At 38.7% G+C, this 17,043-nt stretch carries 13 protein-coding genes; 3 read left to right on the top strand and 10 right to left on the bottom strand.

What is annotated here, in order from left to right; translation table 11 throughout:
* Positions 1 to 105 precede the first annotated feature (105 nt).
* Positions 106 to 1,413 carry an MFS transporter gene (locus tag AC3ANL_RS14090; protein WP_488325069.1) on the bottom strand — a complete coding sequence of 436 codons (1,308 nt, stop codon included), beginning with the start codon at positions 1,411 to 1,413 and terminating at the stop codon, positions 106 to 108.
* Positions 1,414 to 1,681: 268 nt separating this feature from the next.
* Positions 1,682 to 2,647 carry a S8 family peptidase gene (locus tag AC3ANL_RS14095; protein ID WP_488325070.1) on the bottom strand — a complete coding sequence of 322 codons (966 nt, stop codon included), beginning with the start codon at positions 2,645 to 2,647 and terminating at the stop codon, positions 1,682 to 1,684.
* Positions 2,648 to 3,065: 418 nt separating this feature from the next.
* Between AC3ANL_RS14095 and AC3ANL_RS14100 the strand changes: the two genes are divergently transcribed.
* Positions 3,066 to 3,251 carry a hypothetical protein gene (locus AC3ANL_RS14100; RefSeq protein WP_488325071.1) on the top strand — a complete coding sequence of 62 codons (186 nt, stop codon included), beginning with the start codon at positions 3,066 to 3,068 and terminating at the stop codon, positions 3,249 to 3,251.
* 164 nt (positions 3,252 to 3,415) lie between these two features.
* Here AC3ANL_RS14100 and AC3ANL_RS14105 read toward each other — a convergent pair whose 3' ends face one another.
* On the bottom strand, positions 3,416 to 4,225 hold the full coding sequence (locus AC3ANL_RS14105) for a hypothetical protein (RefSeq protein ID WP_488325072.1): 810 nt from the start codon (positions 4,223 to 4,225) through the stop codon (positions 3,416 to 3,418).
* A 137-nt stretch (positions 4,226 to 4,362) separates the two neighbouring features.
* Between AC3ANL_RS14105 and AC3ANL_RS14110 the strand changes: the two genes are divergently transcribed.
* The gene (locus AC3ANL_RS14110) at positions 4,363 to 4,686 is read left to right on the top strand and encodes a hypothetical protein (protein ID WP_488325073.1); all 324 of its coding nucleotides are present in this window, start codon (positions 4,363 to 4,365) and stop codon (positions 4,684 to 4,686) included.
* A gap of 152 nt (positions 4,687 to 4,838) precedes the next feature.
* On the opposite strand, the gene AC3ANL_RS14115 is transcribed toward AC3ANL_RS14110, so the two are convergent.
* Entirely contained in the window at positions 4,839 to 5,933 is a 1,095-nt protein-coding gene (locus AC3ANL_RS14115) for a mechanosensitive ion channel family protein (RefSeq protein WP_488325074.1), read from the bottom strand.
* 699 nt (positions 5,934 to 6,632) lie between these two features.
* On the opposite strand from AC3ANL_RS14115, the gene AC3ANL_RS14120 reads away from it, so the two are divergent.
* Positions 6,633 to 7,502, top strand: coding sequence for a nuclease-related domain-containing protein (locus AC3ANL_RS14120; RefSeq protein ID WP_488325075.1), 870 nt, complete (start codon positions 6,633 to 6,635; stop codon positions 7,500 to 7,502).
* A 298-nt stretch (positions 7,503 to 7,800) separates the two neighbouring features.
* Here AC3ANL_RS14120 and AC3ANL_RS14125 read toward each other — a convergent pair whose 3' ends face one another.
* The 6 genes from AC3ANL_RS14125 to AC3ANL_RS14150 all read right to left on the bottom strand — a co-directional run bounded on the left by AC3ANL_RS14125 (position 7,801) and on the right by AC3ANL_RS14150 (position 17,029).
* Positions 7,801 to 8,907: a CapA family protein gene (locus AC3ANL_RS14125; protein WP_488325076.1), complete on the bottom strand. Its 1,107-nt coding sequence runs from the start codon at positions 8,905 to 8,907 to the stop codon at positions 7,801 to 7,803.
* A gap of 43 nt (positions 8,908 to 8,950) precedes the next feature.
* Positions 8,951 to 10,315, bottom strand: coding sequence for an amidase (locus AC3ANL_RS14130; protein ID WP_488325077.1), 1,365 nt, complete (start codon positions 10,313 to 10,315; stop codon positions 8,951 to 8,953).
* Between the two features lie 101 nt (positions 10,316 to 10,416).
* Positions 10,417 to 12,180 carry a M28 family peptidase gene (locus tag AC3ANL_RS14135; RefSeq protein WP_488325078.1) on the bottom strand — a complete coding sequence of 588 codons (1,764 nt, stop codon included), beginning with the start codon at positions 12,178 to 12,180 and terminating at the stop codon, positions 10,417 to 10,419.
* A 154-nt stretch (positions 12,181 to 12,334) separates the two neighbouring features.
* Positions 12,335 to 14,395, bottom strand: coding sequence for a sigma-54 interaction domain-containing protein (locus AC3ANL_RS14140; protein WP_488325079.1), 2,061 nt, complete (start codon positions 14,393 to 14,395; stop codon positions 12,335 to 12,337).
* A gap of 132 nt (positions 14,396 to 14,527) precedes the next feature.
* Entirely contained in the window at positions 14,528 to 15,631 is a 1,104-nt protein-coding gene (locus AC3ANL_RS14145) for a zinc-binding dehydrogenase (RefSeq protein WP_488325080.1), read from the bottom strand.
* Positions 15,632 to 15,667: 36 nt separating this feature from the next.
* Positions 15,668 to 17,029, bottom strand: a complete 1,362-nt coding sequence (locus AC3ANL_RS14150; RefSeq protein WP_488325081.1) for an amidase — start codon at positions 17,027 to 17,029, stop codon at positions 15,668 to 15,670.
* Positions 17,030 to 17,043 lie beyond the last annotated feature (14 nt).

Consider the following 17,043-nt stretch of genomic DNA (forward strand, 5'->3'; position numbering starts at 1 on the left):
TCCGAAAACAGCAAAAAAAATCACTTGAAAAATAAATTCTCAAGTGATGGTTTGCAAAAATTTAGCTCTATTGTAAAAACGTAAAAACATGTGCGGGTGGTTTTATCAACCTTGAATTTGATTTCTGCCAGACCAGACAACAAATGGGATTACAAGTAATGCCAAAATTCCTCCGGCAAGTGAGAGTGTGGTGAAACTTGATTGTGCTACAACCATTCCGGAAAGTGCTCCCCCGGATGCCCCAGCCAAGGCAATCGAAACATCCACTGTTCCTTGCGTCTTTGCACGCGTTTCTGGATTTGTGGCATCGACAATAAGCGCGGTCCCACTAATTAACCCTAAGTTCCAGCCCAGTCCAAGTAGCACAAGGGCGATAACAAAGCCAAGCATAGAATCAGTCGGTGCAAACCCTGCAAGTCCACCCGCTGCCAAGAGTGTGGCACCTGAAGCAACCGCCATTTTGGTACGGCCGATTTTATCGACAAGAAAGCCTGTCAGTAAAGATGGCAGGTACATTGCACCAACATGAAAACCGATCACCATCCCTACCTCACTTAAGCTATGTCCATGGTGTCTCATTTGCACTGGTGTCATGGTCATGATGGCAACCATCACCATCTGAGTTAAAATCATGATCGCTGTTCCTACTACGACTCCTCGCTTATTTATTTCTGCTGTATTTGGATGGTTAATGGAAACCTGTTTCTCTTCTCTTCTTTTCGCCTCGGCAATAGCTTTAGCAGCGACAAGAGGATCAGGCCGCAGAAAAATCAAAAGAACTAAACCAGCAGCTATAAAAGCTGTTGCTGCCAGAATGAATGGTCCTGCTAAAGTAGGAACGCCGATGTCAGCAGCAAACCGGCCCATAACATCTACTAAATTAGGCCCTGCCACTGCACCGAATGTGGTTGACACCAAGGCAATACTGATAGAGGTTGCTCGCTGCGAGGAGTTGGCTAAGTCGGTGCCTGCATAGCGTGCTTGCAGGTTTGTAGCAGTACCAGCTCCATAGATTAATAGAGAAGCAAATAACAGGATGATATTAGCAGTTAAAGCTGAAACGACTACGCCGATGGCCCCAATCCCTCCAACTAAAAATCCTGTCGCAAGACCAAAACGGCGTCCAAAATGTTGAGAACCCCGTCCAACAAGATAGGCAGCAGCTGCTGAACCCAAAGTGAACAACGCAGTGGGAACGCCTGCTAAACGATCTGTCCCTAGCATGTCTTGGGCAAGAAGTGCGCCAACTGTAATACCTGCAGTGAGTCCGGCTCCGCCAAAAATTTGCGAAATGACAACGATCAACAACGTTCGTTTATATAACTGTTTTTGCTTTTCAGGGGAATCAATGTAACTTTGCAGCAAATCTGGTTTACTCTCTAATGCTATTGACTTTTCCGTGTTATGGGACATGACTCTGTCCCCCTTTCCATAAACAATTTGTATATTTAAAAACGATTATTTCCAATTTTCTACCAGTTTGATTAAAAATGCAATGAATTATTTGTAAAAAAAATGAACGTGTTTGAAAAATTTCAATATATGTATTTGGATGATAATAGTATGAAGGTCCAGAGATAGTCAATACATAGCTGATTAACAGTGTCAAAAATAAAAAAATGCCAAAGGAATCCTTTGGCATTTTTTGGTGTTATAGGTATTTAACTAAGAAACTAGTTTATTATGAAACCTCAAGCACTTCTGTTATGACATTGGTATTGAATACTTCCGCTAAATATTCTACGGCCGTTAAATATAATATCCCATTTCCTTCTAACTTTGGAGAATTACCTAAAGGAACGGTTCGTTTAATTAGTTGCGCATAGATTTCAGGCTCTGTTAGATTTCTCTCAAATGATTGATTCGATAGAGCTTTGATAAGGGCTAATGCACCGGATACATGTGGAGTTGCCATTGAAGTTCCACTGAGCCTTGCATATTTTCCTCTCAAAAAGGTGGAAAGAATATTTTCACCCGGAGCGACGAGATCCACTTCATTATTCGAATTAGTAAAATCAGATATGTCTCGGTCCAGGTTGATAGCTCCGACACTTATGACTTCATTGTAACAACCGGGATAACCCAATTCATTGGTTGCATCCTGTCCGTCCCCATCATTACCGGCAGCACATACAACAAGAATATTTTGTGCGACAGCCTTTTGAATGGCTTCGTGTAATTCAGGAACATCTTCAGGACCCCCAAGGCTCATAGAAATAATGTCCACCTTTTGCTCAATTGCATAGTAGATTCCATTTATGATCCATTCATAAAGACCGGAGCCATTTTTATCAAGGACCTTGACAATTAAAAGATTGGCTTCGGGCGCAACACCCACTACACCGCTAAAATTTTCCGATGCTGCCATCGTACCCGCAACATGGGTGCCGTGACCATTGTAATCCCGATAAACATCTTTATTGCCTTTGTCGTCATTCGTGAAATTCCTCCCACCAATGATCCGTTCCCTCAAATCGGGATGAGTCAAATCACAGCCTGTATCCAGAATGGCAATCGTGATTCCCTTCCCTTTTGTTTTCTCCCAGACTTTAGGAGCCTGAATTAATTCGACCCCTTCTGGCACCTCGGTTACTGCTTCAACCTCTGCAATCATTTGGTACGGAATCAAGCGTACATTTCGCTTCATTATTTTCCCTCCAGACAGATTTAATTGAAGTCGACCCATGTTGCTATAAATAGTTTAACAATTCTGAATCTATTAAAATAGATTCCTTTGGCATATTTTTACTCTAATCTTCTCTCTTTTTTATGTGAAAAAAGCACCTTTCAACTTCTATATATAAGAAAGTACTGGAAAGGGACAGGTAGGATTATTACACATAGTCAAACGAAACATAATATTTTTCTACAAATAGTAGAATCCTCTTTTGATTTACCGTCTTAATTTGTCCGAAAAAGAAAGTTTTTTACTATTCCTTATAAAATTTGAAGATTAATGTAGATAAGTTTTTTACAGTAATGGCAGGAAAAAATCAACTCGTTACAAAATATTAAAGAAAACGGAACAGATGTCTAACGAATAAGTTGAAAGGTGGTCATGATCCTTGAGTATGGAACTATCCCTACAACAAATCGTCGAAGGTCTACCAAATTCTTTATTAAAAGCAACTGACAGAGATTTGGAAGGATTCCAAAAAATTATCGAAGAAACCATAAAATTAAGAGAGGGTCATAGAAACCTGCAAAAGATGGTGAAAAGCTTCTCAACCTCTGCGATTCAGCGTAGTTAAACCTTGATGATTAAACTGGCTTGGAAGGTGAACTTCACCTTCTTTTTTTATATCTAATAATGACTCGTTACACAAAAAAGTTGGCGCCTGAGGTCCGAGCACCAACTCTTTCTGTTTATTTATGAATTGTTCAAAATTCTATTTTTATACCATTTCTGTCTATTCTATTTAATCTTTTCACATTCCTCTAATAATCTTTCAGTTTGTTCTATTAAGGAGAACATTTCATTCCAAGAGTTTACTGTATTTAGATTTTGGGAATGGGCCAAATTATTCCGAAGCCCCTCTAATTTTTTGAAGAAATGCTTCCCTTTACTCTTTGTTTCAATCCCCAACAGTTCCCTCAACGGACTCTCATTAAGGACGATGTCTCTTTTATCGCAAATCTGCAAACAATCACTTAATTGAATCGCTTCATTCTTGGATTTTCTAAGAGAAAATAAATCCTCAGCGAGATTAATTCGCTTAGGACTTAAATGTTTTTTCCAAGTTTCATTAGGAAAATAAACATTTATTATTCGATACAAATGCATCTCTAATAATGAGATCAATCCAAATAATAACATTCGAATCGGAGGTTTCTGAAGATCTGCTAGCGTTACAACTTTTGTTACCCTGTTTCCTTCTAGGATAAATATTCTTTCGTTCTCTTTAAAAATAAATAGTGTATATAGAAGTGGTGTTGATTCAGAGACAAGATCAGTGGGACTAAAACTCCGATAATAATCTTTACAGATTCCTTCCATCAACTCATTTCTTACCACATAACCAATGACAATTCCGTTTTCTTCAACACCGAGAACATCATAGTCTTTTATCACCATCATGTTTTTAATAATAGAAGCATCATCCTTAAGATTACATGTATCCAATGGTTCAGCAATACTATTTACAGTGATATTTTGTTCGAATAAGGAACGAAGGTTTTTGTGGGAACTGACCTTATCACGCTGCTGCGCTGGAATGACTGTCATAATAATTACCTCCTTGAAGGATACATCTGTCATCAAAATTGGTATGCAAAAACACCTTAGATAAATGTACTAATTACAGTGTACCATTTTGAAGGTGTTTATATTGTTTTATTTGCTATGAAAAGGAAAGTAGGAGGTTGTTTACACAAGGTGAAATCGTGGTAAAGGATTTAAAAGGAAAGGACGAAACCATCATGAAATATATTTTATTAAATAGTAAAAATAAGAGTGGTAAATATAAGCACAAACTGGTGGGAACAATAGAAGCTTCTCCATTGGAGGTCGCAAGTAGTCTTGTATACATGAAATTTAGAAGTGAAGTGAACAAAGAGAACGGAGAAACATACATCATCGTTCCTTTCAGCGAGAATATGAAGGTTAAACAAAATAACATTCCACTGTTGGACGGTATACCCTTTAGCGTGCTACAGTATCGGGAAACAGGTGAAGGATTGCTCTAAACGAAGTCCCCTCCAAGACCCTATATAAAAGACCTCTAAGCCAACATACAAAAACTATTACATGGGCCATCAGAGGTCTAATCTATTAATTGCAAAACAATTATTTTATACTAATTAAATTTTGATTTCCTATAAAATAACTAAATCTGTTTTCAATCAAGTGAACCCATTGTTTGAAATAATTCATTTGATTGGGGAGATACGTAAATGGTTCGGCTTGGAAAAGCTACTTCTACACCCTCTTCCTCTAAGATCCCCATAATCTCTAAGTTGATTTCATGTTTTATTTTAATGTGTTCTGCCCAAACAGTAGAATTCGTGAAAAAATAAATAAGAATATCGAGACTACTTTCATTATAATGATCGAATGCCACCATAATCGTATCCGGATGGATGTCTTCATGAGTCGTCAATAACTGTTCAATTCGTTTAACGACTCTTTGAATTTCGTTTTTCGTAGTTTGATAGCTAAGTCCTAAGTGGAACGTAATTCGTCTCTTCCCCATACGACTCCAATTGGTAATGGCTTCGTTGGCAAGTGTTGCATTTGGAACGGTAACGAGAGCTTGACTAAACGTTCGAACTCTAGTACTTCTGAAATTTATATCTTCTACGATCCCCTCAACGCTAGGCGTTAAGATCCAATCTCCAATGGAAAAAGGTTTTTCTGTTACAATGACAACTCCACCAATTAGATTACCTACTGCTTCTTTTGCAGCTAAAGCAAATGCCAGCCCCCCTAACCCAAGACCTGCCACCAATCCATTTACGTCATAATCAAATTCCTGACCGATAATACTGATACTGATGGCAATAATAATGACACGGATGATTCTAGAAATAAACGGAATAAGAATTAAATCAATCTTATTGTTGATTTTTTGATTAACACTTATTAAGATTCCCGAGGTTGGAGAAGACAAATTAAACAATCCCCATGTTATTAAAACAATGACCATTGAACGCAAAAATTTTAAAAATAAGGCATTGTGCTGTTCAATAAAAGGGAAATAATCCATTGCTACGTATAAACCAAAAATAATAAAGAACCATCCTAAAGGACGTTCAAAACTTAAACATATTTGTGTAAAAAAATCTGTTGGCGTTTTTCTAGTCAATTTAACGATTAACTGAAACACATACTTTGTAAATAGGTTTCTAAAAAGAATAAATAACAGCAAGATTCCTATAGAAATTCCTAAATTTTTTAACATTTCATAATCTAATCCTGCTATTGAAAAAGCCATTACAAATGAACCCAAGGACATTTCTAAAATACCTTCCCTCTAATATGATACTTTTTTAAATCACAATGGCTAGAAAAATCGATGGTACGTGGAAGAATAATTCCAAAACACCCCTTTTTCAAACCATTCCATCGCAATATAATAACTTTTTTTACAAGACATTTGAATACAACAAAAGTCTCATTAAGCTTGTTGTTTTGTTTATCTTTCATTAAATTACCGAAAATCAGACAGTATTTCTATAGCTTTCCTGATCTCTAATATGTAATGATCAAAACATTTCCCTTAAGAAATATGTACGATCCTGATATAGGGATAAAGTCTAAAGGAAAATAGAGGGATTTACTTTCCACTTTCATTTCTTAAAAATAAATAAGAGAATGTTGCCGAATCTTTGAATGAAGGATTCTTTGAAAGGTAGTGATTGATAAAATGCTTTATATATGGGATATTGAAAAAATAATTCAAATTAACTTACATGAGTTAAGAAAAACAAACATGATTTAAGGATTTTAAAGTATGGTGAGGAAGAAGAAAAAGCACAGCTTCTAACTAAAATAAAACGAATGCTTGGGAATACGGTAGACCTTTGGTACCTGAGAAACTATTAATTTCCTATGATAAAGTCCGGGAGTTAGATAAAATGCTACTAAAAAGCTATTAAACAAATATATTATCTGCTATACAAGGAGAAAATAAATGACTTGGTTAATAATTTCCACTTTACTTGCTGTATCTGTCGCTTGGTTAGCTTATATAGTAAAAAAGGAAAAGGCTAAACAAAAAGAAATGAGAAACAACCATTTCCAAGAGTTAGCAGCTATTAAAGAGTTACAAAAGGCATCTATGGAAACGGCAGCAGCAAACTTCGATGAAGAGGTTGTGCTTTTGTCCGAATCATACAAACGTGAATTAGAAAATCTGATGATTGAAAATGAAGAGATACGGAAAAATTATAGAAACAGAGAGGAAATCCTTACCCATCAGATACTAGAAAATTTTAAATCAGATATAATTAGGAACAAACTTATTACACCAGATGAAATGATTATTATGCCGAACATTTTTATTCCTGAGATAAACGGTAATTCTCGGCAGATCGATCATATTGTCCTTTTATCAACGGGTATATATGTAATCGAAACAAAAGACTGGAAAGGCCACATAGTAATGGGATTATCAAGAATGGGCAGCCACAGGTTTTCTTTTTTAGCAGAGTTATTAGAAAGTGAAAAAGAGGAAACGCTTGTATTTGATAAAGATGAGTCGGGAGCATTAACTGTAAAGACTTATGAAAATCCAATTAGCCAGATTCAAGAGACAGCCGTCATCCTATCTAATTATTTAGAAGGTCAAGATATTAAAACATGGATCAACACCTTAGTATTTTTTAATTACGATAAAAAGGAGGTACACGATTGGTCGGATAACACCACAGTCATACGGTTAACGAATAAAGAGGAATTGCAATGGTTTTTTATTAATGAGCTTACAACCAAAAAAAGAATATATGGAGCTTTTCAGCTTAATAATATAAAGCATCTTATCGAAAACGCTCATTATATTTAAGTTGCTAGTGAGGCAGGCTACGAGTTTCCTATTTTGGAGAAAATGATAATAGATCTCCACTAACCTGCCTCGATAACCCATTTCCTTCTAACTTTGGAGTATTACCTAGATGATCTGCTACCGACACCACTGAAACCGGAAGAGGAGTCCCCTTCCGGCCAACTTTTCACTCTTCTAGGCACTAGCTTAAAGTAGTTCCCTGGCAAAAGTTTTATTTATTGTTTTACAATCATTTGAATTATGATCAAAGTTAACTCCTTCATAATACTGATGCCTACCACCATAGTTCATTTCAATTTTATTTAGTAATCCACACCACTTTATTATCTTCAATTATCGTTACTGTCCCACGCTGATTATTGAACTCATTCAATCGATTGGCTATTTCGAAACATTCTTTATTACTTGTTTCTATTGCTTCACCAATATCACTTATAACCGCTGGATGAAACTTAACCTGTTGAACTGTAAGTCTATCATTAGAAGGAGTTAATTTGATATCCGCAATACAGCTCTGGCGATTTTCAGGAAGTTTTGGCGGAAATTTAATCGTACATGAAGACATATCCAGCCCTACTCCTGAATATTCGTAATGAGAAATATAGTTTCCTAGACTATAAAGCACCGGTACCTCTTTTCCATCTTTGCCTTTGAATGATTCCATGCCATATGGGGCATGGGCATGATGCCCAAGAATAATGTCCGCTCCAGCATCGGCTGCTCGTTGTGCTATTATTGGCTGATATTCGGCAATCACACCATTGTAAGGAACACACCACTGAGGAGGTACTCCCCAATGAAGAGCTAATATAACAAAATCCGCATTCTGATACGCCTGTTCAATCGACTTTTCCAGTACTACAACATCTTCCTCCATCGGAGCAGATTTAATATATGGTGCTGTTCCTGGCTGCTCTAAATCAAGACTTGGTCCTATTTCGTAGGAAGATGTTACTCTTATACCGGCTACACCGGGACGATTGTGCATTGCCTGGAAGCCTGGGGCCAGTGTAGTCGACCAAGATAGAAAGGCAATTCTATGACCTTCTGCATTGAAATATACAGGCTGAATCGCTTCTTCCAAATTACCTCCTGCACCTGCATGTACGACACCAATTCGGTCCAATTCTTCTTTTGTTTGAAATAACCCCTCTGGGCCCCAATCCATCGTGTGATTATTGGCAATCGATACAACGGTTGGATTTAATTCTTTTAGCCATTCACCTGCTTCAATGGGCTGTTGTAAACGAAATTGCTTATCTGCGGGAGCGCCTGGTGTATGGACGATTGGAGATTCTAAATTTCCAATACGAACATTTGCGGCATCCCATATATCCCTATATAATTCCTTGCCAATTTTCTGAGAAAGAGTGATATCACCTACAGCAGCAATGCGGATTGTCATTTTTTCTACCTCCAATAATTTATATTTTTAAAAAAATGTCTCCTTAAATAAGTGGCTGTTTGTAGCCGCCATTTGCTGCTTGGAAGGTATCGGCAGCACGATAAATCGCGGCTTCATCAAAGCGGCGGCCGATAAACTGAATCCCAACTGGTAAATTTTCAGATGCTGTAAGTCCTGCGGAAACCGTTAACGCGGGATTTCCAGACAGGTTAAACGGTATCGTTCTTTGAAGGTAATCATAGGTGATATCCTCAAATGAAGGATCTCGATCTGTTGCAGGACTTGGAGAGGTTGGACATACAAGCAGATCAAAACGATCGAATAGACTGTCTATTTTTTCAGCAAACTTTCTTTTGCTTTCAAGTGCTTCCACATAACTTACAGCTGGAACCTTGAACCCTTCCGCCAAAATTAGCTTCGTCCCTTCTGCATAATCTTCAGCTCGTTCTGGGTACCACTTCTTATGATGGAAAGATCCTTCTGACATCAAAATAGGAAAAGCTATTTCGCTTATCGTTTCTAGTTCGGGAATATCAATATCCACGACTTCAGCGCCTAGTTCAGCAAGTTGAGTAATGGACGAATTCACCAATTCCCTTACTTCTGGATGAATGGCTTTGGTGTCAATTAATGACCGAATTACCCCTATTTTCATGCCTTTAATTGAACCAGTAAAAATTGAGTCAAAATTCACTGGGTTAGAAGAAATACTCTCCAGTACTATGGCATTATCATGAACGGTTCTGGTTAACGGTCCGATGTGATCCAATGAATGTGATAAATGAAAAATTCCATGTCGAGAAACTCTATCATAGGTAGGCTTTAATCCGACAATTCCGCAAAATGAAGAAGGAAGACGAATTGATCCCCCTGTATCTGTCCCAATCGAAGCAAACCCAATCCCGGCAGCAACAGATGATGCTGAGCCGCTACTTGATCCTCCTGCCGTTCTGTTGACATCCCAAGGGTTATTGCACTGACCATAATCGGGATGAACCGAACCATAAGCAAACTCAAGCATATTATTTTTACCAAAAATAATGGCTCCGGAGGATTGAAGCGCTGTATAAAGGTAAGAATCTTTATCTGGAACATGATTTTTTAATATCCGTGACGCTAGTGTTGTTTTAATCCCCTTTGTGTTAAAAATATCTTTGATGGAAACAGGAATGCCAAACAATTTCCCTACTGTTTCTTTTTTCATAAAAGCGTCTTCCGCTTCCTTAGCCTTAAGAAGCGCTGACTCAGCCATTACAGTAACAAAGGCATTTAATGTTGGCTCGAGTTCTGCAAGACGGTCCAACGTTGCTTTAGTTACTTCAACCGGTGAAACCTCTTGACGGCGATACAGCGTTCCGATTTCATCAATCGATGTAAATAATAAATCCCTGCCACTTTTTATTGCCATTAGAGTTTCTCCTCCAATACATTAAGCTGGTACCATTGCCAAAATCCATCATTAGGAACAAGGAGTGAGAAAGAATCTAACGCTCCAAGCCTATCTCACTATTAAGATAGTAATTCGCGGGCTTGATTCAGGGCCCAAATCACGCGGTTTTGACCACGGGTTAAGTGCGTTTTTAGTACTTTATATTCATGTGAACCTTCTTGTACTTGGCTGAAGTTTAATGCCGGTGCAATGTCTGGCAGGGCAGGAACATTTAGAGCCGAATCATGCCAAAATTTACCTCGTTTTGTAAAGTTGATTGGAACTAGGATTCTGGCTAATTTTTCAATGATTTCATTTGTTTGTTTTACTTGAGGATCGTTGATATCTAATCCCTGTAAACCGTTAGCTTTTTCATAGAATGCTAGTAAATCTTCACGAAGTGCGGATACCTCCTGTAACGCAGGTGTGAAATCAAAATGAGACCCTGCTCCATCCTGGTAAGACTGAATGGTTTGCTTAAACTCTTCCGCTGTCTTCACGAAATTAAATGGATGAATTGGGCTATTGGCTGCACGAAGCACCCCGGTAATATAGACTTTAATGTCCTTTACAAGGATATCTAAATCAGCTACATGCATTAAATCTTCTTCTGTGTGCCATTCAATGTTTGCACCACAGCCGCCTACAGGATAGTAGCCTTTTTCTTTTAGAACATCCTCTGGAATGCTGGAAGAAAGCATAAAGAAGGAAGTAATTCCAATATTGTTAAAAGAATAATCACCTGCACGAAGTGGTCTTGATCCTTTTGAAGGGAGATTGACAGCATCCGTAATCACATCTGTACAAAATTCATCGACTTCGCTCATCCACATCATATATTCATAAGAAGTGGCCCAGCGGCAGCCTGGAGAGTCACAGTTCACCTGTGCAATACAATTTTTATCAAGATCTAACCCGAACTGATCAACGAACCAGCTTGAACCGGCATATCTTCCCGTTGAATGACCAGTCCAAACAGCAATCCGTACACTTCTCTTTAACTTGTCGCGGTGCTTATAAAAGATGCGAGCCATTTCAAGTAATGCAGCATTGCCGGTAGCATTATCTCCGATTCCTTCATGCCAAGAGTCTAAATGGCCATGCAGGAGGACGTACTTTTCTGGTTCTTCTGTTCCTTCGATAAAAATATCGATAACCGGACATTCCATCCAGCCTTTTTCAAGGTATGTCCTGAATTCAATGGTTACGGTTTCTTTTTCACTTAAGGCTTTTAACTCGTCGCCATCGTTTTTATTCATCGCTAGGACTGGTATGGTTGGCTCGTTATTCATGTTATCTAAATCCGGTGCTCCCCAGATCGGAGTGCAAATGCCTTCGTGAATGTTCTTGCCGGGGTTGATGAAGATCATCGCATTTGCCCCCATTTCGGCAAATTCCCGTACCTTTCCTGGCATTGCATACCCTTCAGTAAGGATGATTTTTCCTTGTAAATCTCCTAAGTCCCCATCTACTGCCGTACCGAAAATATCATTAATGCCTTTTGCATATCCTGTAGATATGTATATAAGCTCGCCATTGACTGACTGATCACCGGTTGCAACTGAAAAGGAAGGTGTCTTAACACGGATTTCTTTTTCTATCGGCGCCGTTACTTTTAAATATGCCTTCTTAGGAACGCTTAAATATAATTCAGGATGATGGACCTTATGCGGTACACCCCATTCTTGTAAATAATTAGCTAAAAAACCAGCTGCAGTTCTTTCATCCTCACTTCCAGATTCACGAACTAATGTACTGAATCTTTCCAAGACAGCTTTAGGCACCTCAGTACTAATTTCTTCGAGTAAACTCTTCTCTAGCGCATTATTTGTTAGTGTTGTCATGAACAAATTCCCCCTTCTTGGATTAAATGGTTCATTTACTAAACATGCAAGTAATGTGCCAAATTTATCAAATGTTCAAAATTGTAGAAATAAAGAACTTTCGTGCAAGAAAGGGTAATTTTTAGGGTTTAATAGGTTAAAAAAGGCTGTCCTTTTAGGACAGCCTTTGCAATACTTTCTCATTTTCATTGATTATATTTTCGATTACTTTCAAGGTATTCAAACCCATTTGTGAAATTCTGCTTCCCTGTCCTTTAGTTCCAGATTGAATAAATCCTAGATCCCTTAATGTTTCCATTCTGCGCCGAACTTGTTGATCACTTAACAGGACACCTTTTTCTTTAGCATACGAAACAATTTTCCCTCTGCCTATACTCTTTCGCTCCTGCATTGCTTCTAGTAAACAAGATAGAATCGTATAAAAATCAACCAAGTCTCCTTCTTTGGTCAACTGTGATAATTGATCATTTATTTTTACAGAAGGCTCCATCCTATGAAATTGTTCCGGTAAATCATGAAGAGTGATGATGTTACCTTCCATCACAGTGATCATGTATTGTACCACACTTTCCAGTTCTCTTACGTTTCCGGGCCAATCATAGTTTACTAACACATTCCTGACATCTTCAGAAATGGCAGGAACGACCGGACAATATTCTTCAAGAAAATGAGTGATTAGTTCCGGAATATCCTCTTTCCGATCTCTAAGAGGCGGGACACGCAGGGGTAATACAAACAAGCGATAATAGAGATCTTCTCGAAAACTTCCCTCTGCAACCATCTTTTTTAAGTCCTTATTTGTTGCTGCGATTACACGGACATTGACTGGAATAATGCTTCTTCCTCCAACTCTCATCACTTGTTTCTCTTGTAGAACTCGTAAAAGCAGCGTCTGAAGGTTCTTGGGAGCATCACCGATTTCATCAAGAAAGATGGTACCGTTATGAGCTAATTCAAAAAGCCCTTGTTTGCCTCCTTTTACTGCTCCTGTAAATGTTCCTTCTTCATATCCAAACAGTTCACTTTCCGCTAAGGAATCTGGCAACCCAGCAAAATTCACAGGGATGAAAGGGCCGTTATTACGGGTTGATAGTTGATGAACAGAATGAGCGAACAATTCTTTTCCTGTTCCATTTTCTCCTAAAATTAACACGGTTCTATCTGTTTTGGCTATTTTATTGATAATATGCAAAATATCCTTGATTCTCGTACTTTTACCTATGATATCAGAAATCGAATACTTTGAAGAAAACCCCTTTTTTTGGATCTTTTTTCTGATTTCCTGCTCTAAAGCCTGAATTCGCGTGACATCCTGAAAAGCAGTAACGTCTCCAATATTTTTTTGTTCCAGTACAATGGAACTATTGTTAATAATTAATTTTCTTTCATTAAAGGATATAACATGATTATTTGGTGTTGGATCATCATGTATGTAGTCTTCCAATTTCAATTTTGGGAGTATCTCTGAAACTTTCTTTCCGATAATCTCATTGTCTAAACTATCAATTCCCAGTATCGATTTTGCAGATTGATTTATTTTAATGATATAACTGTTCTCATCGGTTGCAAGAATCCCATCATGGACAGTGTTTAATATTGCATCTAATTGATGATTTAGATGGGCTACTTCTTTAAAGGAATGTGAAAGTTTTCTGCTTAATGTAATGATTTCTTGGATGTATCGGGCCGACTGAATATTTGCTCGATCAATATTGATGTTTAATTGAAGAGCGAGTTCAATGAGAGTTGAAAAGTCTAATGGGCGTAACCCGATATCAATCATTTTCTTGATCCCTTTTGGAACCATTTCAACAGCCTCAGGAATAATCGCCAATTCCACTTTTTGATAAGTTTTGATTCCAGGATAATAGGGATAGAACTTTAATTCAAAACCTAAGTTTTCCAAGATTTCGATGGTTTCAGAGGCTGTCGAGGCTAGGTTATTTACCACAAGGCATTCTGTCCCTGCAGGCAAAGATATTAATTCTTCAAGTCTTGCAATGTTAATCGTCCTTCTAGCCATTAAGACTTTTTCCTCAGGATATTTTTCATTGTTAAGTTCTTTGTTAGAGAGTAATATAACATCTATTTGTTCATATCCCTTACACTCTTCGCTTGATAAAATCGTCACTTTCCCATTGAAAAAGTCTGTTATTTGTTTATTAAACAATTTATAGGTACGATTATCCTTTGTGACCGCTAAAATCTTAGGCAACCTAATCTCCCCCAAACTCAACCTATCATAAAGGGTATTGTAATGTTTTTTAATTTTTGCGTCAATAGAAAATATTCTAAAAAATAAAAACAGCCGAGCAGATTTCAGCTGTTTTTACCGTTGATTTCCTTATCAACTAATCTTAATAACTATTTTTCCAAAATGCTTTCTCTCTTCCAATTCTCGCTGTGCCTCAACAATTTCGTCGATAGGATATACCTTATGAATCGTTGGGTGTAGTATTCCTTGCCAAATAAGGTTCGTTACTTGCAAGAAATCGTCCCAATTCCCCATTGGCGCTCCTAATATTTGACGATGACGTTGATATATTTCTCTTATACTCAAATCAGGAGAATCACCAGCGGTTGCCCCAGATAAGACGAGTTTCCCTCCCATCTCTAGACAACGCAAGCTTTTCCGAATCGTGGGAGCTCCTACAGCATCAAAAACAGCACTTACACCTTGACCATTTGTCCACTGCATTACATCCGCTTCCCAATCACCGTTTGAATCAAACACAGCAACAGCACCTTTCTTTCGTACTTTTTGCCGTTTCTCATCTGTACTTGCGATTCCAATCACTGTTGCACCTGAAGCTGCTGCGATCTCTACCTGAGCAGAGCCAAGTCCTCCAGATGCTCCAACTACCAAGACAACATCTGATGGTTTTACACGTGCAACCGTCATAACGCCTCTCCACGCTGTGGTGTAAACAACGGGAACAGCCGCAGCTATTTCAGAAGGAATATGATCAGGTACTGGGATAATATTTCTTGCCGGGGCCACTACATATTCAGCCAGACCTCCCCAAAAATGTTCACCCAATATTTGATAATCCGGGCACATACTCGGTTCGCCCCGTCTGCAAAAGCGGCATTCATTACAACCGATTGCCGGATTGATGATGACTCTTTCTCCTGTGTCCGGACCGCCTTTCTGTCCTGGGATTAGTGGACCATAAGACGCGACGGTCCCAACTATATCAACCCCTGAGATATGCGGTAATGTGATCTCCGGTACACCCGGTCCTTTTAAACCTTCTCTTGCAAAAATGTCCAGGTGATTTAATGCGGTTGCCTCTACTTTAATCAATACCTCTCCAGGACCAGGTACGGGTGTAGCGATTAATTCAAAATTCAGCACCTCCGGTCCGCCATGCTGCCTGATCACCATTGCTTTCATCGTTTCCGGGACATTTTTCTGTTCTATTTTATCGATGGAGTTATTTTTCAGCATGGTCCTTCCTCCTTCCGTCATGTCCATTTTTCCCATTTATAATGGAGGCTGCTGATAGCCGCCTGTAGATTGTTGGAAGGCATCCGCCAGACGATAGATTGTTTCTTCATCATAATAACGTCCAATAATCTGAAGCCCAACCGGCAGATTTTCCGAAGTTGTATTTCCTGCTGATACCGTTAAAGCCGGATGTCCACTAACATTAAACGGAATCGTGCGCTGAGAAATATCGATATTTCCATCCTCAAACGAAGGGTCCTTTGGTGTGGCTGGATATGGGACAGTCGGACAAATGAGAACATCCACCTGTTTTAACACTTGATTAACAGAATCTGTAAACCGCTGTTTCTGTTCCAACGCTTCCAAATAGCTTACTGCGGTTACCTTATAGCCCTCTCTTAGATTCGCATAAGTGCTCGGAGCATAATCATTTTCCCTTGTAGCAAACCATTTTTGATGATAGGTAGAAGCTTCTGACAGGATAATAGGCATTGCCCCTGCTTCGATAGATTCTATCCCTGGAATCTCCACATTGGTAAGGTCAGCTCCTAAAGCTTTAAGCTGTTCTATCGCAGCATCTATTAATCTAGAAACCTCTGGATGTGCAATGGTATCAGTTAACGATCTAATCACTCCGACTTTAATTCCGCAAATATCACCTGTGAACAAGGATTCGAAGTCAAAACGGCGCGAAGAGATGTGTTCCAGAACAATAGCATTATCACGGACGGTCCTTGTCAGTGGCCCAATATGGTCTAATGATTGAGATAAAGGAAACAACCCTTGACTTGACACGGTTTCGTAGGTCGGTTTCAATCCAACTATTCCGCAAAAGGAAGCGGGTACACGGATGGATCCTCCCGTATCGGTTCCGATCGAAGCAAATCCAATCCCAGCAGCTACTGATGCTCCAGAGCCTGTACTGGATCCTCCAGCTGTACGGTTGACATTCCATGGATTATTGCATTGTCCATAATCAGGGTGTACGGAACCGTAAGCAAATTCAAGCATATTATTTTTCCCTATGAAAATGGCCCCTCCATCCTGTAATGCCTTATAGACAAACGAATCTTCATTGGGAACAAAATCCTTCATGATTCGTGATCCAAGTGAAGTCCGAATTCCTTTTGTCATAAAAATATCCTTCAATGAAACGGGTATACCCAATAATTTACTGACAGGTTCCCCTTTAACGAAAATCGATTCCGCTGCAATTGCTTTCGCTAAAGCTTGCTCACCCAGAATCGTAATGAAGGCATTTAGCTGTGGCTCCAATTCATGTAAACGGTCTAATGTGGCTTCCGTGATTTCGACTGGAGATATTTCTTTTTTTCGATATAAATGACCGATTTCATCGATGGACTTAAATAACAGTTGCTTCATTTCTTTCGTTTGCAACGCGAGTTTCCTCC

Source organism: Neobacillus sp. DHD-1R (assembly GCF_057747995.1).

What these genes read in the sequence shown, in the direction of transcription:
- AC3ANL_RS14090 (WP_488325069.1), bottom strand. Translation starts at nt 1,413, where the DNA reads ATGTCCCATAACACGGAAAAGTCAATAGCATTAGAGAGTAAACCAGAT.
- AC3ANL_RS14095 (WP_488325070.1), bottom strand. Translation starts at nt 2,647, where the DNA reads ATGAAGCGAAATGTACGCTTGATTCCGTACCAAATGATTGCAGAGGTT.
- AC3ANL_RS14105 (WP_488325072.1), bottom strand. Translation starts at nt 4,225, where the DNA reads ATGACAGTCATTCCAGCGCAGCAGCGTGATAAGGTCAGTTCCCACAAA.
- AC3ANL_RS14115 (WP_488325074.1), bottom strand. Translation starts at nt 5,933, where the DNA reads ATGGCTTTTTCAATAGCAGGATTAGATTATGAAATGTTAAAAAATTTA.
- AC3ANL_RS14120 (WP_488325075.1), top strand. Translation starts at nt 6,633, where the DNA reads ATGACTTGGTTAATAATTTCCACTTTACTTGCTGTATCTGTCGCTTGG.
- AC3ANL_RS14125 (WP_488325076.1), bottom strand. Translation starts at nt 8,907, where the DNA reads ATGACAATCCGCATTGCTGCTGTAGGTGATATCACTCTTTCTCAGAAA.
- AC3ANL_RS14130 (WP_488325077.1), bottom strand. Translation starts at nt 10,315, where the DNA reads ATGGCAATAAAAAGTGGCAGGGATTTATTATTTACATCGATTGATGAA.
- AC3ANL_RS14135 (WP_488325078.1), bottom strand. Translation starts at nt 12,180, where the DNA reads ATGACAACACTAACAAATAATGCGCTAGAGAAGAGTTTACTCGAAGAA.
- AC3ANL_RS14145 (WP_488325080.1), bottom strand. Translation starts at nt 15,631, where the DNA reads ATGCTGAAAAATAACTCCATCGATAAAATAGAACAGAAAAATGTCCCG.